21 protein-coding genes are annotated in these 20,488 nt (G+C 68.1%); 6 read left to right on the top strand and 15 right to left on the bottom strand.

All coding sequences use genetic code 11. The annotated features are described in order from the left end of the window. Window positions 1–60: 60 nt before the first annotated feature. The 4 genes from HWX14_RS20990 to HWX14_RS20975 are packed head-to-tail and all read right to left on the bottom strand — an operon-like array spanning window position 61 to window position 3,746. Entirely contained in the window at window positions 61–783 is a 723-nt protein-coding gene (locus HWX14_RS20990; RefSeq protein ID WP_175884304.1) for an SDR family oxidoreductase, read from the bottom strand. After that, the gene (locus HWX14_RS20985) at window positions 761–1,882 is read right to left on the bottom strand and encodes a 2,3-butanediol dehydrogenase (RefSeq protein ID WP_175884303.1); all 1,122 of its coding nucleotides are present in this window, start codon (window positions 1,880–1,882) and stop codon (window positions 761–763) included. The genes HWX14_RS20990 and HWX14_RS20985 overlap by 23 nt, the downstream gene beginning before the upstream one ends. Before the next feature lies 1 nt (window position 1,883). Further along, window positions 1,884–3,194 carry an MFS transporter gene (locus HWX14_RS20980; protein WP_175884302.1) on the bottom strand — a complete coding sequence of 437 codons (1,311 nt, stop codon included), beginning with the start codon at window positions 3,192–3,194 and terminating at the stop codon, window positions 1,884–1,886. 18 nt (window positions 3,195–3,212) lie between these two features. Beyond that, entirely contained in the window at window positions 3,213–3,746 is a 534-nt protein-coding gene (locus HWX14_RS20975; protein ID WP_089468840.1) for a 2,4'-dihydroxyacetophenone dioxygenase family protein, read from the bottom strand. 178 nt (window positions 3,747–3,924) lie between these two features. Here HWX14_RS20975 and HWX14_RS20970 point away from each other — a divergent pair, with 178 nt between their 5' ends. Continuing rightward, window positions 3,925–4,905, top strand: a complete 981-nt coding sequence (locus HWX14_RS20970; RefSeq protein WP_175884301.1) for a helix-turn-helix domain-containing protein — start codon at window positions 3,925–3,927, stop codon at window positions 4,903–4,905. Between the two features lie 90 nt (window positions 4,906–4,995). Here the strand turns inward: HWX14_RS20970 and HWX14_RS20965 are convergent, their stop codons facing one another. The 5 genes from HWX14_RS20965 to HWX14_RS20945 form a co-directional block, all read right to left on the bottom strand. Beyond that, window positions 4,996–6,561: a GMC family oxidoreductase N-terminal domain-containing protein gene (locus HWX14_RS20965; RefSeq protein ID WP_175884300.1), complete on the bottom strand. Its 1,566-nt coding sequence runs from the start codon at window positions 6,559–6,561 to the stop codon at window positions 4,996–4,998. 157 nt (window positions 6,562–6,718) lie between these two features. Further along, window positions 6,719–7,687 carry a helix-turn-helix domain-containing protein gene (locus HWX14_RS20960; protein ID WP_175884299.1) on the bottom strand — a complete coding sequence of 323 codons (969 nt, stop codon included), beginning with the start codon at window positions 7,685–7,687 and terminating at the stop codon, window positions 6,719–6,721. A 202-nt stretch (window positions 7,688–7,889) separates the two neighbouring features. Further along, on the bottom strand, window positions 7,890–8,705 hold the full coding sequence (locus HWX14_RS20955) for a hypothetical protein (RefSeq protein ID WP_244130292.1): 816 nt from the start codon (window positions 8,703–8,705) through the stop codon (window positions 7,890–7,892). 160 nt (window positions 8,706–8,865) lie between these two features. After that, window positions 8,866–9,813 (bottom strand): aldo/keto reductase, encoded by a 948-nt coding sequence (locus HWX14_RS20950; RefSeq protein ID WP_175884297.1) that lies wholly within the window; start codon window positions 9,811–9,813, stop codon window positions 8,866–8,868. A gap of 349 nt (window positions 9,814–10,162) precedes the next feature. After that, window positions 10,163–10,783: a LysE/ArgO family amino acid transporter gene (locus HWX14_RS20945; RefSeq protein ID WP_175884296.1), complete on the bottom strand. Its 621-nt coding sequence runs from the start codon at window positions 10,781–10,783 to the stop codon at window positions 10,163–10,165. A gap of 109 nt (window positions 10,784–10,892) precedes the next feature. Between HWX14_RS20945 and HWX14_RS20940 the strand changes: the two genes are divergently transcribed. Continuing rightward, window positions 10,893–11,786, top strand: coding sequence for a LysR family transcriptional regulator ArgP (locus tag HWX14_RS20940; RefSeq protein ID WP_175884295.1), 894 nt, complete (start codon window positions 10,893–10,895; stop codon window positions 11,784–11,786). Between the two features lie 48 nt (window positions 11,787–11,834). Here HWX14_RS20940 and fnr read toward each other — a convergent pair whose 3' ends face one another. The 3 genes from fnr to HWX14_RS20925 all read right to left on the bottom strand — a co-directional run bounded on the left by fnr (window position 11,835) and on the right by HWX14_RS20925 (window position 14,068). Next, a complete protein-coding gene (fnr, locus tag HWX14_RS20935) occupies window positions 11,835–12,581 on the bottom strand; it encodes a fumarate/nitrate reduction transcriptional regulator Fnr (protein ID WP_124456753.1) in 747 nt (248 codons plus the stop codon). A gap of 103 nt (window positions 12,582–12,684) precedes the next feature. Continuing rightward, window positions 12,685–13,152 (bottom strand): universal stress protein, encoded by a 468-nt coding sequence (locus tag HWX14_RS20930; RefSeq protein WP_175884294.1) that lies wholly within the window; start codon window positions 13,150–13,152, stop codon window positions 12,685–12,687. Between the two features lie 508 nt (window positions 13,153–13,660). Further along, window positions 13,661–14,068 carry a DUF3005 domain-containing protein gene (locus tag HWX14_RS20925; RefSeq protein WP_175884293.1) on the bottom strand — a complete coding sequence of 136 codons (408 nt, stop codon included), beginning with the start codon at window positions 14,066–14,068 and terminating at the stop codon, window positions 13,661–13,663. A gap of 278 nt (window positions 14,069–14,346) precedes the next feature. On the opposite strand from HWX14_RS20925, the gene HWX14_RS20920 reads away from it, so the two are divergent. Both HWX14_RS20920 and epsC read left to right on the top strand, forming a co-directional pair. After that, entirely contained in the window at window positions 14,347–14,580 is a 234-nt protein-coding gene (locus tag HWX14_RS20920) for a hypothetical protein (RefSeq protein WP_006480138.1), read from the top strand. Between the two features lie 137 nt (window positions 14,581–14,717). Further along, window positions 14,718–15,638 carry a serine O-acetyltransferase EpsC gene (epsC, locus tag HWX14_RS20915; RefSeq protein WP_011548715.1) on the top strand — a complete coding sequence of 307 codons (921 nt, stop codon included), beginning with the start codon at window positions 14,718–14,720 and terminating at the stop codon, window positions 15,636–15,638. A gap of 167 nt (window positions 15,639–15,805) precedes the next feature. Here epsC and HWX14_RS20910 read toward each other — a convergent pair whose 3' ends face one another. From HWX14_RS20910 to HWX14_RS20900, 3 genes are all read right to left on the bottom strand, one after another. Next, window positions 15,806–16,609 carry an SDR family oxidoreductase gene (locus HWX14_RS20910; RefSeq protein WP_175884292.1) on the bottom strand — a complete coding sequence of 268 codons (804 nt, stop codon included), beginning with the start codon at window positions 16,607–16,609 and terminating at the stop codon, window positions 15,806–15,808. Next, on the bottom strand, window positions 16,609–17,244 hold the full coding sequence (gene folE / locus HWX14_RS20905) for a GTP cyclohydrolase I FolE (RefSeq protein WP_175884291.1): 636 nt from the start codon (window positions 17,242–17,244) through the stop codon (window positions 16,609–16,611). Before folE ends, HWX14_RS20910 begins: the two co-directional genes overlap by 1 nt. Window positions 17,245–17,340: 96 nt before the next feature. Continuing rightward, entirely contained in the window at window positions 17,341–18,267 is a 927-nt protein-coding gene (locus tag HWX14_RS20900; RefSeq protein WP_175884290.1) for a LysR family transcriptional regulator, read from the bottom strand. Window positions 18,268–18,384: 117 nt separating this feature from the next. On the opposite strand from HWX14_RS20900, the gene pobA reads away from it, so the two are divergent. Further along, on the top strand, window positions 18,385–19,617 hold the full coding sequence (pobA, locus tag HWX14_RS20895; protein WP_175884289.1) for a 4-hydroxybenzoate 3-monooxygenase: 1,233 nt from the start codon (window positions 18,385–18,387) through the stop codon (window positions 19,615–19,617). Between the two features lie 144 nt (window positions 19,618–19,761). After that, window positions 19,762–20,478 carry a 3-oxoacid CoA-transferase subunit A gene (locus tag HWX14_RS20890; protein WP_006480132.1) on the top strand — a complete coding sequence of 239 codons (717 nt, stop codon included), beginning with the start codon at window positions 19,762–19,764 and terminating at the stop codon, window positions 20,476–20,478. Window positions 20,479–20,488: the final 10 nt, after the last annotated feature.

Genomic DNA, 20,488 nt, shown 5'->3' with positions numbered 1-20,488 from the left:
GCAACGGGCATCGGCAGGTCTCGTCGATCCGGCGACGGCCCGCAGCCCGCCCCGCGCGCGCTAGACCGTCGAATACCCGCCGTCCACCGGCACGATCGCACCGGTGACGAACGACGCGCCGGGCGAGCACAGGAACAGGATCACTTCCGCGACTTCGTCGGCCGTGCCCCAGCGCCCGAGCGGCGTGCGCTCGAGAATGCGGCGCGACGCCTGCGTGTCGGCCATCAGAGCGCTGCTGAGCGGCGTGTCGATCCAGCCGGGCGCGACCGCGTTCACGCGGATGCCGCGATCGGCCCACGCTTGCGCGAGCGAACGCGTGAGCTGCGCGATGCCGCCCTTGCTCGCGCTGTACGCGGGCCGGTCCTTGCTGCCGAAGTACGTGTACATCGACGCGATATTGACGATGCTGCCGCCGTTCGCCGCCAGCGCGGGCCGCGCGGCGTCGGATGCCCGCATCACCGATGTCAGGTTCACGTTCAGCACGTGCTCGAACTGGTCCATCCGGTATTCGTCCGCGTGCCGGCTGATGCCCACGCCGTTGACGAGCACGCCGAGCCGCGGCAGCGCGGCGATCGCGCGCGTCAGTGCCGCGCCGTCGGCCACGTCGAGTTCCACGCACCGGATGCCCGCATGCACGGGCGCATGCGGGCCGGCCGCGTCGAGCCCGAGCGCGACGACCGATGCGCCGGCTTGCGCGAACCGCAGCGCGGTGCGCGCGCCGATGCCCGACGTGCCGCCCGTCACGACGACGGACTGCCCGTCAAACGTCCACTGATGACTCATGCTCGACACTCCCGATGGTGGTGGCGCGGCGGGCCGGCCGCTGCGCGGGTGAAACGAGGATCTTGATCTGCGCGCGGTCGGCGAGCAGCGCGTCGAAGCCGTCGGCGACGGCATCTTCGAGCGCCACGGTGCGCGTGACGATCGACGTGAGGTCGAGCGCGCCCGACGCGACGATGCGCAGCAGGTCTTCGTACGCATGCCGATAGCCGACGCTCGTGGTGAAGGTCAGCTCGTCGTTGACCGCGCGGAACGCGTCGAAACCCGCGTGCGGCATCAGGCCGACCATCACGACGCGGCCGCCCTTGCGCAGTGCGTGCATCGCCGATTCGAACGTGGCCTGCAATCCGGCCGCTTCGAAGCTCGTATCGACGCCGAGCCCGCCCGTGGCCGCGCGAATCGCGTCCTGCAACGCGGACGCATCGAGCCCGCGCGCATCGAACGCATGCGTCGCGCCGAAGCGCGTGGCGGCCGCGAGCCGTTCGGGCGACACGTCGACGGCAACGATCGTCGTCGCGCCCTGCAGTTTCGCGAGCATGATCAGCAGCAGGCCGATCGGCCCGAGCCCGAACACCGCGCAGGTGTCGCCGAGCCGCAGTTCGCCGCGCCGCAGCGCGTGCAGCGCCACGGCGGCCGGCTCCATCACCGCGGCCTGTTCGAGGCTCACGCCGTCGGGCAGGCGATGCAGCATGTAGGCCGGCACGACCGCGAAGTCGGCCATTCCACCGTCGCCCATCAGCCCGGCGAAGCCCATCGACACGCACAGGTTGTACGACCCGGAGCGGCAGTACGCGCACTGGCTGCAGCGGTACTCGGGCTCGACCGCGACGCGGTCGCCCGCGCGCAGCGTCGTCACGCCTTCGCCGACCTCGACGACGGTTCCGCAGAATTCGTGGCCGAGCGTGAGCGGCGCGGTGCGGCGCGACAACGGATGCGGCGCGTCGACCGGAATCGCGTGCGGGCCGTCCGCGTATTCGTGCAGGTCGCTGCCGCAGATGCCGCAATACGCGACCGCGATGCGCACGTCGCCGGGGCCGACGCGCGGCGTGTCGATTTCCACGAGACGGACGTCGCGCGGGCCATGCCATTGAAGTGCGCGCATGTCAGCGTCCTCCGAGGTTTTGCGTGTCGAGACGGGCGGCGGCGCCTGCGAGCGCGCGCTTGCGCAGCACGGCCGGCGCGGTTTCGACGAGGCCGAACGACAGCACGCACGCGAGGATCGCGCCGGTGGCCGACGTCCACATCGCGAACTGCAGGCCGTACCTGTCCGCCGCGAAGCCGGCGACCGTCGGCGCGACGAAGCCGCCGATCAGTTCGCCGGCGCCCATGATCAGCCCGAGCGCGCTCGCGATCGCGCGCGGCGGCACCGTTTCGGCCGGGATCGTCGCCATGAACAGCGTGAAGCAGCCGAGGCCCGTGTACGTGACGAACACGAGCGCGCCGAGCGCCCACACCGAGCCGACGTGGATCAGCACGACCGGGCACGCGGCCGCGATCAGCGCGAACACGATCATCGTCGGCTTGCGGCCGATCCGGTCGGAGATCGCCGGCACCGCGAAGCCCCAGAACACCCACGCGGCGCCGAGGCAGGTCATCACGACGCCCATGTCGGACGGCGCCAGGTGGCGGCTTTCCACGAGGAACACCGGCGCGAACGAGATGATCACGACGAACCACGTGAGGAAGAAGCAGCTGATCAGCACGCACAGCAGGATGTTGCGTTCCTTCAGCAATGCCCAGCGGCTGACCGCCGCGCCGCCGGCTGCATGAGCGCCATGCGTGGCCGCGCTTTCCGCCTGCGCATGGCGCACGCCGCCGGGCGGCACTTCGCGCACCCAGCGCCAGATGCAGAACGCGATCAGGAAGCCCGGAATGCACGACACGTAGAACGCCTCGCGCCAGCCGTATGCGGTGGCGATGCCGATCACGACCGGCGGCCCGATCATCGCGCCGAGCAGGCCGGCGGCCGAGCCCTGCAGCAGGCCCATGTTCAGCCCGCGGCGGCTCGGCGTCGAACTCTCGACCATCAGCGATTGCGACAGCGGCAGCACCGGGCCTTCGGCGATGCCCATCAGCGCGCGAAACGCGATCAGGCTCGCGAAACCGCCGACGAGCCCCGACAGCGCCGAGCACACGGAGAAGCCGAGCACGGCCGCGACCAGCAGCGGCTTGCGGGTGCCGCGCGCGTCGGACCATGCGCCGGTGGCGGCGCCCGACAGCGCCCACGTGAGCGCGAGCGCGGACGACACCATGCCGAGCTGCGTGTTCGTCAGGTGCAGCTCGGCCGACATGAACGGGAACAGGAACGACAGCGCGAGGCGGTCGAAGAACACGAAGCCGAACGTCATGAACAGGATCAGCAGCAGCCTGTTCTCGTACGTCCAGGCGGGCGTGGAGGAGGAAGGGGACGTCATCGTGAGCCTCGCCGCGCGTCAGCGGAACAGCTTCTCGATCGCTTGCGCGCCGAGGCCGACCTTCTCGTAGTGCGCCTTGCACATCGCGATGTACGAATGCACGTCGAAGTAGCCGTCGGGATTGCCTGCTTCGTCGAGCCAGATCAGCGGGCCCTTGACGATGAAGAACGCGCGCATCGGCTCGGGGTGATCGAACGCGACGAGCGTGTGGCCTTCGCCCGGCGTCTCGTACACGAAATCGCCGCGCGTCGCGGTCCATTCGTGTTCCAGATAGCCCCACTTTCCTGACAGCGTGTAAGCGAACACCTCGTGCGGGTGATAGTGCCGGTTCACGAGCCCGGCTTCCTTCGCCATCAGGATGTCGCACCATTTGTTCTGCGACGGCGAGATCCACAGCGGCCGCGACGAAACCGTTTCGGTGAACGGAACGTAATAGCGTTCGTCGTCGGTGGCCGCGTTCGGGATGTAGGCCTCGGGCAGCGCATCGGGCTTGAACGGATTGGCAATCGCCGGGATGTTTTGCCAGAATTCGGATACGGCTTTGTCGACCACGGTGTGTCTCCTTGTATATGGGGTGTCGTGGGCTCGACTTTAGCCAGCCGGTGCGCGCCGCTCTTGACTGGGCTGGACGAATTGCTTGACCGCGCCGGACATTGCATCGCACCACAATCCAGACGAACCATCCCCCAATTCGTGCCGCTGCGCACGACAGGCGCCAGCAGGAGGCGACGTGACGAATTCGACCGTTTTTCCACGCACGCGAGGCTCGACGGCCGACGTGCCGGCGCGCGACAGGATGGCGTACTGGGATGCTTTCAATGCGGCTACGCTGGTCGGCCTGCGCTGCTCGTCGCTGTCGCCGGCCGGGCTCGAGGTCGAGAAGACCGACATCGCGCTGCCGGGCCTCGGCATCGCCGACATCAGCGGGCAGGATCACGTGATCGAACGCAGTCCCGCGCTGGTGCGCCAGTTGCCGAAGGAGTCGCTGTTCGCGTGCCAGATCCTGAGCGGGCGCGCGTATTTCATCCAGCGCGACCGGTGCCTGCTCGCGGAAGCGGGCGATGTCGTCGTCTACGACACGCGCGTGCCCTATCTGTTCGGATTCCTGACGCCGATGCGGCAGCTGCTGATCGATATCCCGATCACGACGTTCGACGACCGCTTCGATGCGGAGCTGGCCGCGCTGCCGCTGCGGATCGCGCCGAAGCCGGGCGCGGGCGCGATGCTCGGCGCGACGTTGCGCGCGAGCGTCGAGCGGTTCATGAATACGCCGGTCGAGCGCGACGCCGCACGATTCGCCGAACACACGCGCACGCTGATCGCGGAACTCATCGACACGGAAGTGAACGGCGCGGGCGCATCGCGCGCGTCGCTGTCGTACCTGCTGACCGCGAAGCAGTACATCGCGACGCATCTTGGCGAGCCGGAGCTCGGGCCGCAGGCCGTCGCCGATGCGGTCGGGCTGTCGCTGCGGCATCTGGGCCGCCTCTTCGCGGCCGAAGGCGAGTCGATCACGCAGCACATCTGGTCGGAACGGCTGTCACACGCGCATCGCGAGCTGACCGACGCGCGGCTGCGCAAGACGAGCATCGGCGAGATCGCGTTTCGCTGGGGGTTCTCGAGCCAGGCGCACTTCAGCCGCGCGATCCGCGAGCGCTACGGCGCGTCGCCGATGGCGCTGCGCGATGCGGTGCGTGCGGCCGGCGGCTGATGCGGGCTTTTCGATGATTCGGTGGCGGCGGCGGCGCGTGCATCACGCGCCGCTTTCGTTTTCGGCGCGGCGCACCGCATGCGCATCGCGTCACTCCGCCAGCATGAACTCGGCGCAGCGCTCCGCGATCATGATCGTCGGCGCGTTCGTGTTGCCCGACACGATGCGCGGCATCACCGATGCATCGCAGATTCGCAATCCGTCGATGCCCTGTACCGCGAGACGCGGCGTGACGACCGCGTGCGCGTCGTTGCCCATGCGGCACGTACCGGCCGGGTGATAGACGGTTTTCGCGCGACGCCGCACGTAGTCGGCGAGCGCGGCGTCGGTCAGCGTCTCGGCTTCGCGAACGATGCGCGCGAGCGACGGCGCACGCAGGATCCGCCGCGCGAGCGCGACGCCGCGCACGAGGCCGTCGACGTCGGCCGGATCGGACAGCGCGCCGCTGTCGAACCGGATCGGCGCGGCCGGATCGTTGCCGCGCAGTTGCACAGAGCCGCGCGAGCGCGGCCGGAGCAGGCACGGGTTGATCGACAGCCCGTGGCCGGGCAGCGGTTCGCGATCGACGTCGCCGACGAGCGTCGGCAGCACGTGGAACTGGATGTCCGGGCGGCCGCTGCCCGTCGTATCGACGAACGCGCCCGATTCGACGACGTTCGACGTCAGCAGGCCCGAGCGGCACAGCATCCATTGCAGCCCGTGCCGCAGCGCCTTCCACCCGCGATCCTCGCCGAGCAGGCTGACGGGCGCATCGCTGCGGCCGTAGATCGACACTTCGAGATGGTCCTGATAGTTCGCGCCGACTTCCGGGCTGTCGTGCAGCACGTCGATGCCATGTTCGTGCAGGTGCGCGCCGGGTCCGATGCCCGACAGCATCAGCAGCTTCGGCGTGCTTAGCGCGCCGGCCGCGAGCACGACGTCGGCGCGTGCGGCGGCCGATCCCGTCGCGCCGCTCGCGGTGCGCCATTCGACGCCGGTCGCGCGGCGGCCGTCGAACCGGATGCGCGTCACGCGGCAGCCGGTCAGTACGCGCAGGTTCGGATCGGCGATCGCGTCGGCCAGATAGGTGGCCGCGGTGCTGCCGCGCTGCCCGTCGAAGATCGTCGTGTGATAGAAGCCGACACCATGCTGCGCGGCGCCGTTGAAATCGTCGTTGTACGCGATGCCGGCTTCCTGCGCGGCCTTCACGAACGCGAGGCTCAGCGGATGCCGGAAGCGCGTGTCGCCGACCTTCAACGGCCCGTCGGTGCCGTGGAACGGCTCGGACAGCCGCAGGTGCGATTCGGCGCGCTTGAACACGGGCAGCACGTCGTCCCAGCCCCAGCCGGTGCAGCCGAGCGCGGCCCAGTCGTCGTAGTCGTCGCGCGTGCCGCGCACGTACAGCATCGCGTTGACCGAGCTGCCCCCGCCGAGCGTGCGGCCCTGCGGCACGTAGGTCTTGCGTCCCGCCGCGCCCGGCTGCGGATCGCTTTCGAACGTCACCGTGCGCCGCGTGCCGAGCACGCGGATGAACGTCGCCGGAATCCGGATGAACAGGCTGTCGTCCTTCGGGCCGTCCTCGAGCAGCAGCACGCGCCGGCCGGCCTTCACCAGCCGGTGCGCAACCGCGCAGCCGGCCGAACCGCCGCCGACGACGATGTGGTCGTACGTCTCCATCCCGCTTCTTCTCCTTGCTGTCGGGCGGCGGAGCGAATGCCGCCGCGCAGAAAGCCAGCTTAGCGAGCGGGTTGCAGCCCCATTTGACCGGGGCGGACGTCGTGCTTGTCTCGGCGGGACATCGCGGCGAGTAGCGGCGGCAACGGCAAGTAGCGGCCTAGCGCGCGTCGATCGGCACACGCGTGTCGCTCGGCGTCTCGCCGAACCGCGCGCGATAGCTGCGACTGAAGTGCGCGCTGTTGTTGAAGCCCCAGCGGAACGCGATCTCGCTGACCGTCAGGTGCTTCAGCGAGCGGTCGCGCAGGTCGGCGCGGCAGCGTTCGAGCCGCCGCGCGAGGATGTAGCGCGTGAGCGGCATCCCTTCGATCTCGAAGACGCGCGCGAGCTGGCGCGGCGACAGGTTGATCGCGCGGCTGACCGAGCGGCTGTCGAGATCGTCGTCCGCAAGATGGCTGTCGATGAACGCCTTCGCGCGCGACAGCGTGTGGACCGTCGACTTCGTCGGCGACATGTCGCCGTCGTGCAGCCGCAGCATCGACCGCACGAGATCGAGGATCGCGGCGGCGCGCCGTTCGTGCGCGTCGGGCGTCGGCTCCGGCGGCGCGGCGAGCAGCGCAACCACCTGCCGCACGGCCCACGACGCGACGCCGTCGTCGCGGTCGATCTTGACGAGGCTGCGGTAGCGCCACGGGCCGACGCGCGCTTCGAACACGTCGCGCGGCACGTCGAGCACGGTCATCGCCATGTCGGCGGGAAAGCCGTGACCGTACGGCATCGACGTGTCGTACAGCACGAGGTCGCCGGGCCCGTGCTGCATGCAGTCGACGTCCTGGAACGTATAGCCGTGGCCCTCGCGCATCAGGCAGATGAACACGGCGTCGCGCTGGTCCGCGTGGATGTTGTGCGGCGTGCGCACGACCGCGTGCCGGTTCGCGACGATGTCGCATGCGCGGAACAGCCCGAGATCGCGTTTGCGCAGCGACGCATCGATCCCTTCGGACGATTTTCCGCTGCATTCGATCCGCACGAGCGAGCGCGCGACATGGTCGATCCAGAAGTCGACGCGCTCGGCGCCGCGTACGGCGCGCGTCGAGATCGTGGCGATCTCCGTGCTGGTGTCCGGCATGACGTTCTCCCGATGACGGCCGAGCGGGGCAGTCTCGGGCACGCCGAACGCCGCGGTCAATCCGTGAAAGACCCGGGGCGCACGCGTGACGCGCTGGCGGCGGGGCGCGGCGGGCGATTGCGCAGTCGATGTCCTTCCCGGTCAACGAAAGCGGCCGGGCGAGTCAAGACACGTGTGCAGCTTTGGGGTAAGCGTTGCCGGCTTACTTCGACTTCGATGAAGACGACGGCAGCCCGAGCGAGACGTCCTCTGCGTAACCCATCTTGCCGCCGCGGAACTCGACGCTCACGTGGCCCGCCCGCTGCGCGTCGCCGCTGACGTTCGCGTAGATCGACGTCATCACCATGCCCGCGTCGCAGTCGAGCGCGATCGTGCGATCGACGCGCCCCGTCGCGATGTTCACGGCCCGCAGCGACTGCATCGCGACGCCGCACTTGTCGGACAGCGCATAGACGCCGACCAGCATGTGGGTCTTCGTGCGATACCACATCGGGATATCGACGCTGCCGTCGAGTTGCAGGTGCTGCGTATCGGTGTCGTTCAGCCGGCCGACTTCGTTCAGCGTGATCGGCAGCGTCTTGTGGCCGTCGTCCCACGTGCCGGTCGCCGTTTTTCCGGTGACGTTCAGCGCGATCGGGCAAGGCTTCGGCCGTGACGGCGACGCGGCCGGCACGACCGGCGAGTCGGCGTTCGACGCGGGCGACGACGCTTCGCACAGCGTCAGGCGGCCGTCGGGCTCGCGGTGGCCCCGCAACGGAATCGGCTTGCGATGCGCGTCGTAGTAGTAGCTGCCGTCGACGCGCCAGCGGCCCGCGTCGTTGCGGTTGATCGCGTCGTAGGTCTGCAGCGATACGTGCACCGGCGCGTTGCCGATCGTGCCGGTGTAGTTCGCGATTTCGTACCAGCCCGCGAAGGACACGGCCGGTGCGCAGGCGAGCAGCGCGGCGATCGTTGCGGCGAGCGGGCGGGCATGACCGGCATGACGGGCATAACGTGAATGGCGGGCAAAGGGGTTCATCGGCGATTTTTTATGGGTGGTTTTGATTCGGCGCGAAGAAGCCCGGTCGAGCCCCGCGGCCATCGGATGCTCGCCATTGTATCCATCCGCCCTGCGCGAATCGCAGGCAGGCCGCGGAACCGCCTGCCCGTGCGATTCCATCGGCCCGCCGCCGGCGGCGTCAGGGCGCGCTGGCTTCGTCGATCTGGCGGATGTCGTCCTGATCGAGCGTGACGCGGATCGCTTCGCCGAGCAGCGCGAGTTGCGCAAGCGACGTCGCGCTCGCGATCGGCGCGGTGATCGTCGGCCGCGCGATCTGCCAGGCGAGCGCGATCGCGGCCGGCTGCGTGCCGTGCTTCGCCGACACGGCGTCGAGCGCCGCGAGGATGCGCAGCCCGCGTTCGTTCAGATAGCCGGCGACGCGATCGCCGCGCACGCTCTTCTTCAGGTCGGCCTCGCTGCGGTACTTGCCCGACAGGAACCCGCTCGCGAGCGCGTAGTAGTTGACGACGCCGAGCTTCAGGTCGCGCACGACCGGCTCGAGATCGCGTTCGTAGTCGGCGCGGTTGAGCAGGTTGTATTCGGGCTGGATGACCTGGTAGGCCGGCAGCCCGTCGCGCGCGCTGATGGCGGCGGCTTCGCGCAGGCGTGCGCCGCTGTAGTTCGATGCGCCGATGATGCGTACCTTGCCCGCATCGATCAGCGTTTGATAGGCGGCGAGCGTTTCTTCGAGCGGGGCCGTGTCGGCGAGGTCGCGGTGCGAGAAATACAGGTCGATGTAGTCGGTCTGCAGGCGGCGCAGCGAATCGTCGACGGCCTTCAGGATGTTGTCTTTCGACAGCCCCGCGCGCGTGCCGAGCAGGCCGACCTTGGTCGCGATCACGACCTGCTCGCGCTTGCCGGAGCGCTTCAGCCACTTGCCGATGATCGTTTCCGATTCGCCGCCGTGATTGCCGGGAACCCAGGCCGAATAGACGTCGGCCGTGTCGATGAAGTTGATGCCGGTGTCGGCGAGCGCGTCGAGCAACGCGAACGATGCGTTTTCGTCGACGGTCCAGCCGAAGACGTTGCCGCCGAACGCGAGCGGCGAAACCTGGATGTTCGATGTACCGAGGGTGCGATGTGCCATGTTCCTCTCCGATAACTGCAGGTAACGGGATTGAACTGCGGGATGGGTCGAGGCGATCGCGGCGGGACGGCCGGGTGCGCGGTGCGGTTCCGCCGTGGTCGCGGGACACCGGACATTCTCGCCGATCGTTTCGATTCGTGCAGGCGGCGTGCCGCCGCGATGATGGACGGCTTGCGGCAGATGGCGGATACCGTGTCCGCTGCGTGAGTGCTCCGTGCGGCTGCGTTCGATCGGGAGCGAATTTTTTGTGGCGGAGTGTACGACGGGATTCAGGCAGGTTGCGCTGGCGGGGCGCCGACGCGGAGGGAAAGCCGGGCGGCAGGCCGCCGCCCGTGTGCAGACGGTTCGGTCAGCGCAACTGCACCGCCGCGAGAAACAGCACCATGCTGCCGATCGCGCCATCCAGCACGCGCCACGCGACCGCCTTGCGGAACCACGGCGCCAGCAATCGCGCGCCGTAGCCGAGCCCGAGGAACCACACGACGCTGACCGTCATCGCGCCGATCGCGAACGCGAGCCGCGCGCCTTCCGGCTCGCGCGCGCCGGCCGTGCCGATCAGCAGGAACGTGTCGAGATACACGTGCGGGTTGAGCCACGTGAACGCGAGCGTCATCAGCACGATCGCGAGCGTGCCCTGCGGCGGCGGCGCGACCGCGTCGCCGCGCACGTCGAGCGTGTCGTGGCCCGGCTTGAACGCGCGGCGCAGCGCGTTGATGCCGAACCATGCGAGATACGCGAGGCCGACGTACAGCACCGCGTGGACGAAGGTCGGATAGCGCTCGACGAGCACCGATGCGCCGCCGACGCCCGCGCCGATCAGGATCATGTCGGACACCGCGCACAGCAGCACGATCTTGCCGACGTGCGAGCGCATGATGCCCTGGCGCAGCACGAACGCGTTCTGCGCGCCGATGGTGACGATGAGCGACGCGCACAGTGCGGCGCCGTGGGAAAAAGCAAGCCAGTTCATGATGGGGACAGCCGTGGAAGCAGTAGACGAATCAATCGGGTAGCGCTAGTCTGCGGTCGGCACGGAAATAAGAGAAGCTAAATCACCTAATGCGGATTAAGGAAATCTAATGCTCGACTACGCGTTGCTCGATGCCCTCGCGGCCGTGATCCGGCACGGCTCGTTCGAGCGGGCGGCCAAGGAGCTGAACGTCACGCCGTCGGCCGTGTCGCAGCGCGTGAAGCTGCTGGAGGAGCGGGTCGGCAGCGTGCTCGTCAAGCGCGGGCAGCCGTGTGTCGCGACCACGTCGGGCGCGCTGCTGTGCCGGCATACCGAGCGCGTGCAGTTGCTGGAAGCCGAACTGGGCGGCCGGATGCCCGCCTTGCCGGGCCAGATCGCGAGCGCGTGGCCGACGTTGCGCGTGGCCGTCAACGACGACAGCGTCGCGACGTGGTTCATCGACGCAGTCGGGCCGTTCTGCACGGCGCGCGAGACGCTGCTCGATCTCGTGATCGACGATCAGGATTACACCGCGTCGCGCATCCGCGACGGCAGCGTGCAGGGCGCGGTGACCGCGCAGGCCGAGCCGATCCAGGGATGCCGGTCGGAGCGGCTCGGGCGAATCCGTTATCGCGCGGTGTGCTCGCCGGCGTTCTACGCCCGCTATTTCGATGCGGGGATCACGCGCGATGCGCTGCGCCGCGCGCCGTGCGTGATGTTCAATCCGAAGGATGGGTTGCAGGCGCGTTTCATCCGGCGCGTGACGCGCGCGGATCTCGATCCGCCGCAGCACTGGATACCGCACGTCGCGGGCTATCTGCGCGCATGCGAAACGGGATTGGGATGGGGGATGTGCCCGGACCGGATGGTCGACCGCCAACTGGCGGCGGGTGAGTTGATCGACATGTCGCGCGGGCGCACCATCGACATCGATCTGTACTGGCAGAGCTGGCGTCTGTCGATCGGCTGGCTCGACGATTTCAGCGCGGCGCTGAAGACGCGTGCCGCGCTGTTTCTCGATTGACCGGCGAGGTGATGCAGGCGGCGCGCGCGAGGTGCGCGCCGTGCGATGTCAGACGTGCTGCAGGCCGTCGAAGTCGACGATCTGCACGTGGCGGCCCTGCATTTCGATCAGGCCGCGCTTCTGGAATTTCGACAGCGTGCGGCTGACCGTTTCGAGCGTCATGCCGAGATAGCTGCCGATATCCTCGCGCGTCATCCGCAGGTTGAATTCCGACGGCGAGTAGCCGCGCTTCAGGTAGCGCGACGAGACGTCGAGCAGGAAAGCGGCGACGCGCTCCTCGGCATTCAGCGAACCGAGCAGCATCGTTTGCGACGTTTCGCGCACGATCTGTTCGCTCATCAGCTTGTGCATGCGCAACTGCATCGAGCCGGCTTCCGAGCACAGCGTCTTGAGCGCGCTGTACGGAATCACGCAGACCGAACTGTCTTCCAGCGCGACCGCGGTGCGCGGGTGCGTGTCGTCGCAGATGCCGTCGAGGCCGAGCGCTTCGCCGGCGAGGTGCAGGCCCGTGACCTGTTCGCGGCCGTCATGGCGCGTCGCGACGGTTTTCAGCGAACCCGAGCGCACCGCGTACAGGTTGTCGAATGCGTCGCCTTCGCGGAACAGCGCTTCGCCGCGCTTGACCGGGCGGGCCGCGCAGATGACCGATTCGAGGCGGCTGAGCGCTTCGGGCGCCAGGCCTTGCGGCATGCACAGGTGCCGCATCGCGCACGACGAGCAGTGTGCGGCCTGGCGGGGAGCCCAGCTACCGGCATGGGGCGTGGCGGCGGGGCGGGTGGCGACGGGCGTCAGCATGATCGTTTACTCCGGCGTTGAATCGACGAAATCATTGTCCCACCGCAAGTTGCCGCCGTCGGGTGACAAAACGTCGCGACCGGCCGCGCGTGCCGAACGCCGCTCAGGCAGCCGGCTCGTCGGCGCTGGCGGCCGCCGGGATCAGCAGCACCGGCAGCGTCGCGTGGCGCACGCATTGTTCGGCGATGCTGCCGAGCACGAGGCGGCGGAAGCCGCGGCGGCCGTGCGTGCCGAGCACCAGCAGATCGGCGCCGAACGCTTTCGCACCGTCGAGGATCAGCGACGATACGTCGTTGAGCGACGTCGCTTCGTTCAGCCGCGTTTCGCCTTTCACGCCGGCGGCCTGCATCCGGCTCGCGAAATCCTGCGCGAGCGTGTTGCCCTGTGCGACGAGCTGATCGCGCAGCACGGACGGATCGTAGCCGGGCACGTTGTAGTAGATCGCGGCGTTCTCGACGACGTAGAACGGCTGCAGCTCCGCGCCGTGCGCTTTCGCGAGCGCCAGCGCGGCATCGAACGCATGGCGGGACGTGTCGCTGCCGTCGACGGCAACCAGAATACGCTTGTACATAGTGTCTCCGAGTGGCGGGTTGAAACGAAGTCGGTCGAATGGCCGATGGGGCCGGGCAATGCGCAATGCTGCGAGGCAGAGTAAACCAACGGGCACGATCGTGCAGCGAGGTGCCCGTCATGTCGCACGACCGCGCGGCTCCTGTCGCTGTCGTGCATGGCCATGCACGCGACGCATGCCGCACCGCGCGATGCGTGTCGTATGGATCGGCCGCATCGTCGACGAAAGCGCATGCGTGCGCATCGACGCGACCCGGCACGGCGACCAGGTCGACGCGCCGCACCCATCGCCATTCAATCGCAATCGCGCCGTGGCGCCATGACTTCGGTCAACGCATGTGCGTCGACGCGATGCACGGCATGCATGGCCGAAGATGCGGACGCGCCGAATCGTTCGCTTCGGCACCGCGCGAGCGAGTATCGGCGTGCAGCGCAATCGCCCGCGCCGATTCACCACCATCGACCGATGGCGATTCCCAAACGAACGACCGATTCAAACGCCGCGCGGGCTATCTCGGTACGGCCGTCAACTCGATGACGCGCTCCGGCCGGCGGCCGTGCCCGGGCCAGTACGCGCTGCCGTACATCCGATGAACGGGACCGAACGGCGCATCACCCGCAGTCGGCGTGTCGAAGCCTTTTTCGATCACCATGTAGCCGGCGCGCAACGCGAACGCCGGATGGTTGCCGTCGGGGCGGCTGTCGAATCCGGCGAAGCCGTCGCCGGCTTCCGGCATCGCATTGACGAGCGACGCGTTGCTGCGCGTGACCTGGTCGGGCGAGATGAGCCCGACGCCGGCGAGGCGCGACGCTTCGCGATTCTTGCCGTCGGTGTCGACCGTGCTGTCGTGCGTGTCGTCGTTGTCGAGTTCGATGCTGCGCGGACGCGCACGACCTGTTTGAGCGGAGGATTCCATCGCGGCTCTCCTGGCGGCGACACGCTCCGGATCGAAGCAAATCCCGTTCCGGGCACGACGGGAAAAGGCGCGCGGGCGATCGCCGCGGTCGCGCGACGCGCACTGATTTGTCATGATTTATTTCAGCTAGAAGACGCGTTTTCTACAGAGTATGATTCTTTTCCTGCGAAGCGGCGACAGGGGATGAAGTCTCGCCGCCTCTGCCCGCGCCGGGGCGCCGCAGCACCCTTAAAGACGGGTAGCGAACAACAAAGCAAGGGACTAGAGGTGGCGGATTCATGCAAGCGACTACTGCCTTCACGCACCGCGGTTATCTGTTGAATTGCGCGCCCGCACGCGCCAGTGACGGTTCGTTCAAGCCCTACGTCGTGATCTCCCGATCGAGCGACGGGGAGCTCGTGGCGAACCGGTTTTTCCCGATCGAGCTCCAGTTCAACGACGAAGGCGACGCGATCGCGCACGCGCGCGACTGGGCCGTGCGCTGGATCGACGCGAGCAGCATCTCGATGTGACGCCGCCGCGCGCGAGCGGCGTCGGCCGTCCGGCCGATCCCCGGGGTGCCGCTCCCGGACAAAAAACGCGGTAATCTTGCGGAACCCGTCACTTTATTAGCGGCCGCGCAACCGCGCGCGGCTGCCCGCATTGGCATATGTCGACATCACCCGCCCGTCAGTGGGGCCTCGAAGAAATCGTCGCCGGCTTGCGCGAGTCGCGCGAGGAACTCCATCGCACGCGCCATCCGCGCGGCATCCGCGAACTGCCGTCGCGCGATGCGATCTGCAAGATTGTGACCGGCCTGCGCGCGTCGATGTTTCCGACGCACTACGGCGCGCCCGACCTCACCGACGAAAGCGTCGACTTCTACGTCGGCCACACGCTCGAAAGCACGCTGCGCGTGCTGTCCGAGCAGATTCGCCGCGCGCTGCCGTTCCTGCCCGAGCATGTCGATACGCCGTTCGCCGAGCTCGACGAACGCGCGTTCGAGATCGCGCGCGAATTCGGCCGACAGTTGCCGGCCATTCGTGCGCTGCTCGTCAGCGACATCCAGGCCGCGTACGCGGGCGATCCGGCCGCGCAGCACATCACCGAGATCCTGCTGTGCTATCCCGGCGTGTTCGCGATGATGCACCATCGGCTCGCGCACGCGCTGCACCAACTCGGTGTGCCGCTGCTCGCGCGGTTCATCAATGAAATCGCGCACTCGGCCACCGGCATCGACATCCACCCCGGCGCGCAGATCGGCCCGAGCTTCTTCATCGACCACGGCACCGGTGTCGTGATCGGCGAAACCGCGATCATCGGCGAGCGCGTGCGCGTGTACCAGGCCGTCACGCTCGGCGCGAAGAGTTTCCCGGCCGATGGCGAAGGCGCGCTGGTGAAGGGCAATGCACGGCACCCGATCGTCGAGGACGACGTGGTGATCTATGCGGGCGCGACGATTCTCGGCCGCGTGACGATCGGGCGCGGCTCGGTGATCGGCGGCAACGTGTGGCTCACGCACAGTGTGCCGCCCGGCACGAGCGTCGCGCAGGGCAAGGTCCGCGAGGGCGGCAGCGCCGAGAAGCCGTAACGCGGTGGGCGAATGCGCGGGCGCCGTTCCGCGCAACGCGGCGGATGACGCGCAATGGTTCGGCGGCCGGCCCGCCGTCGGGCGCTACCGGACGTGAGCGGCGCGAAACGCGCTCGATCCGGCGCACGAAGGCAGCGCGCAGCCGCCGTCGTTCATCGAAGCCTCACTCAGTGCTTGCCGTCCGGCGAGCGGTGCTTGTACAGCACGTCCTGATCGACGCGGATCAGGTTCTGGCCCGCATCGACGACGAAATCCACGCCGTTGTACGCATTGCCCGTCAGCAGCAGGATCGCGCTCGCGACGTCGTCGGGGCCCGCGATGCGTGCAAGCGGCGTCGATGCCCGGCTCGCGTGTTCGAAGTCGGCGGGCGTCTGGTCGTCGCTCGGCAGCATCAACCCCGGGAACACCGCGTTCACGCGCAGCACCGGCGCGGACGACAGCGCGAGCATCTGCGTGAGGTTGCCGAGCGCGGCCTTCGCGACCGTATAGCTGAAGTGGTCGCGGTGGAAGTTTTCCTTGATCTTCTGATCGACCACATTCACGACGACGCCCTGCGTGCCGGCCGCGCGGGCCCGTTCGTAGAACGCGCGTGTGAGCAGGATCGGCGCGCGGCAGTTGACGGCCCACGCCTGGTCGAACGCCGCGAGATCGAAGCTCGGGAAATGGTCCTGCCAGAACACCGACGCGTTGTTGACCAGCACGTCGAGACGCCCGAAGCGCGCATAGACCTGGTCGATCAGCGCGGTGATCTGCGCGGCATCGGACAGGTCGGCCTGCAGCGCCACCGAATCGTGCCCGCGCTCGGCCATCGCGCGGGCGGCGGCGTGCGCGGCATCGGCCGACCGGTCGTAGTGCACCGCGGTGCGATAGCCGTGCGCGGCGAAATACTCGGCGAACGCGCGCCCGGCCCGGCGCGCGGCGCCGGTCACGAGCACGACGGGCGCGTGCGCCGTTTGCTTCGTCTGCTCCATCAGGTATTCGTCAGGTTGACCGAGGAAGGATTCGCGACGATCGACAGGAATTCGCGACGCGTCGACGGATCGGTGCGGAACGTGCCGAGCATGCGCGACGTGACCATTTCGACGCCCGGCTTGTGCACGCCGCGCGTCGAGATGCACTGGTGCGCGGCTTCGAGGATCACGCCGACGCCCTTCGGCTGCAGCACGTCGAACAGCGTGTCGGCGATCTGCACGGTCATCTTTTCCTGGATCTGCAGGCGCTTCGCGAACGCGTCGACGAGGCGCGCGAGCTTCGAGATGCCGACGACGCGATGGTTCGGCAGATACGCGACGTGCGCGCGGCCGATGATCGGCACCATGTGGTGCTCGCAATAGCTCTCGAAGCGGATGTCCTTCAGCACGATCATTTCGTCGTAGCCGTCGACTTCGCTGAACGTGCGCGCGAGGATGTCGCGCGGCTCCAGCGCATAGCCGGCGAAGAACTGCTCGTATGCGCGCACGACGCGTGCGGGCGTGTCGAGCAAGCCTTCGCGCGCGGGATCGTCGCCGGCCCAGCGCAACAGCACGCGGACGGCGTCTTCTGCTTCTTCGCGGCTCGGCCGGGTAACGGCCGGCTCGGGCGGTGCGGATTTCTTTCCCTTACCCATCTAGTGGCTCCATCGAAGGCCGCCTGTGGCAGCCGATATCCGGCCATTGTTTCATGCTTTCGCCGGTCGTGTGTGCGGGCCGCCGCGCTCGCTTCTTCACTTCGGCCATTCGTCCTGCTCGTCGTTGAACAGCGACGCGACGACGCCGCGCAGCCACGCGGTGCGCGGGTCGTTGTGGTACTTGCGATGCCAGTGCTGCTTCAGGTCGAAGCGCGGCAGCGCGAGCGGCGGCTCGACCGGCACGATGAACGCGTGCTCGGCCGCATACGCATAGCCGATCGCGTGCGGCACCGTCGCGATCAGGTCGGTGCGGCTCAGGATGAACGGCAGGCTCATGAAGTGCGGCGTCTCGAGCACCGCGCGGCGCTGCATGCGCTGCTTCGCGAGGTATTTCTCGAGCACTTCCTGGCTGCGACCTTCGGCGCGCACCACCGCGTGCCCGCACGCGAGGAACTGCTCGACCGTGAACGGCGGCGTCTGCTCGAACGGATGGCCGCGCCGCATCAGGCAGACGAACCGGTGCGTGAACAGCCGCTGCTGGAAGAAGTTGTTGCCGTCGAGATCGGGGAAGTAGCCGACCGCGAGATCGATCGACCCGGCTTCGAGGCCGCGTCCGACTTCATCGTGCGCGAGCGAGACCGACCGCAGGTTCGCGTGCGGCGCAAGCGTCGCGAACGCCTGCAGCAGCTTCGGCAGGAACACGATCTCGCCGACGTCCGACAGCGCGATCGAGAACGTATGCGTGCTCGCGGCCGGGTCGAAGTCGTGCGGCGCGACGAGGCCGCGCTCGATCTGCGCGAGCGCGTCGCGGGCGGCCGGCAGCAGCGCGAGCGCGCGTGGCGTCGGCTCCATCCCGCGCGACGTGCGCACGAACAGCGGATCGCCGAAGTAGTCGCGCAGCCGGCCGAGCGCCGTGCTCACGCGCGGCTGGCTCACGCCGAGCAGGTCGCCTGCGCGGCTCACGTTGCGCGTGTCGTCGAGGGCGACGAGGTAGGGAATCAGGTTCAGATCGAGCGTTTCCATCGCCGGGGCCGTTATCTCCAAAACGTATACAACATATCTCCTGAATCGCGTTGCCGCATAGTCGGGAAAGCGCTCAAATGTGTTCCATTACTCGAACCAAAGTTCTGGAGACGAACAATGCGCACCCAAGTCGCGATCATCGGCGCCGGTCCGTCCGGCCTTCTGCTTTCCCACCTGCTGCGCTTGCAAGGCGTCGATTCCATCCTCGTCGAAGCGCGTTCGCGCGAATACTGCGAGAACCGTATCCGCGCCGGCGTGCTGGAGCAGGGCACGGTCGACACGCTGAACGAAGCCGGGCTCGGCGACCGGATGCGCCGCGAAGGGCTCGAGCATCACGGCATCGAACTGCTGTTCGACGGCCAGCGTCACCGCATCGACCTGTCCGAACTGACCGGCGGGCGCGCGATCACCGTCTATAGCCAGCACGAAGTCGTGCGCGACCTGATCGCGGCCGGCATCGAGCACGGCCATCAGATGCACTTCGAAGTGAGCGACGTCGCGCTGCACGACGTCGAAAGCGAGCACCCGTTCGTCACGTTCAAGCACGCGGACGGCCGCGCGGACCGCATCGACTGCGATTACATCGCCGGCTGCGACGGCTTCCACGGCATCGCGCGGCAGACGATTCCGGCCGAGCGGCTGAACACGTTCGAGCGCGTCTACCCGTTCGCGTGGCTCGGCATCCTCGCTGACGCGGCGCCATCGCTCGACGAACTCGTGTACGCGCATCATGACAACGGTTTCGCGCTGTTCTCGATGCGCTCGCCGACGGTCACGCGGCTGTACCTGCAATGCAAGCCGGATGAAGACCTCGCCGAATGGTCCGACGCGCGGATCTGGGACGAACTGCACACGCGCTTCTCGAACGACACCGGCTGGACACCGACCGAGGGCCGGATCACGCAGAAGAGCGTGACGCCGATGCGCAGCTTCGTGTCGGAGACGATGCAGCACGGGCGCCTGTTCCTTGCCGGCGACGCCGCGCACATCGTGCCGCCGACCGGCGCGAAGGGGATGAACCTTGCGGTGGCCGACGTTCGCGCGCTGTCCCGCGCGCTCGGCGCGCGCTACCGGACGGGCGCCGCGACGCCGCTCGAGCGCTATTCGGCGACCTGCCTCGAACGCGTGTGGCGCGCCGAGCACTTCTCGTACTTCATGACGAACATGCTGCATGCGTCGCCGGACGACTCGCCGTTCGTCAATCGCCTGAAGTTTGCCGAGCTGAAATACGTGACGCGTTCGCGGGCGGCCGCGCAATCGCTCGCCGAAAACTACGTCGGTTTGCCGTTCGACGACGCGACGGCCCCCGAGGGAACCCGCCTTGACAACGCGCTGTGCGCGACTCTATGATCGGCCCATCGTTCGCTAATCGAATCTGGGTTCGAATAGCGAACAAAAGCCGAGGGTCGACGAAGGCCTCCGGCGCGGCACGCGGCACGCGCGTGTCCCCTCGACAGGCCGCGCACGAGCCGCGGGTTCGCATCAGGAAGAGACATGGTCAACAAGATTTTCGAATCGCTTCAGTCGGCGGTTGCCGACGTCCACGATGGCGCGACAATCATGATCGGCGGCTTCGGCACGGCCGGCATGCCGTCCGAGCTGATCGACGCGCTGATCGAACAGGGCGCGCGCGACCTGACGATCGTCAACAACAACGCGGGCAACGGCGAGACGGGTCTCGCGGCGCTGCTGAAGGCGAAGCAGGTGCGCAAGATCATCTGCTCGTTCCCGCGCCAGAGCGACTCACAGGTGTTCGACGCGCTGTACCGCGCGGGCGAAATCGAGCTGGAGCTCGTGCCGCAGGGCAACCTCGCCGAGCGCATCCGCGCGGCGGGCGCCGGTATCGGCGGCTTCTTCACGCCGACGGGTTACGGCACCAAGCTCGCGGAAGGCAAGGAAACGCGCGTGATCGACGGCAAGCCGTACGTGTTCGAGACGCCGATCCACGCCGATTTCGCGCTGGTGAAGGCGTACAAGGGCGATCGCTGGGGCAACCTCGTGTATCGCAAGACCGCGCGCAATTTCGGGCCGATCATGGCCAGCGCCGCGAAGGTCGCGATCGTCCAGGTGTCGGAAGTCGTGCCGCTCGGCGGGCTGAACCCGGAACACATCGTGACGCCGGGCATTTTCGTGCAGCGCATCGTCGAGGTGCCGCAGGCCGCGCACGCGGCCGAGCTGGCCGCCGAACACGCTGCATCGCAAGCCGCCTGACCCGCCTGGA

Source organism: Burkholderia sp. BCC0044 (assembly GCF_902832955.1).
Classification (GTDB): domain Bacteria; phylum Pseudomonadota; class Gammaproteobacteria; order Burkholderiales; family Burkholderiaceae; genus Burkholderia.
Note: the sequence above shows the minus strand (reverse complement) of the source record. Positions and strands in the feature narration are given on the sequence as shown.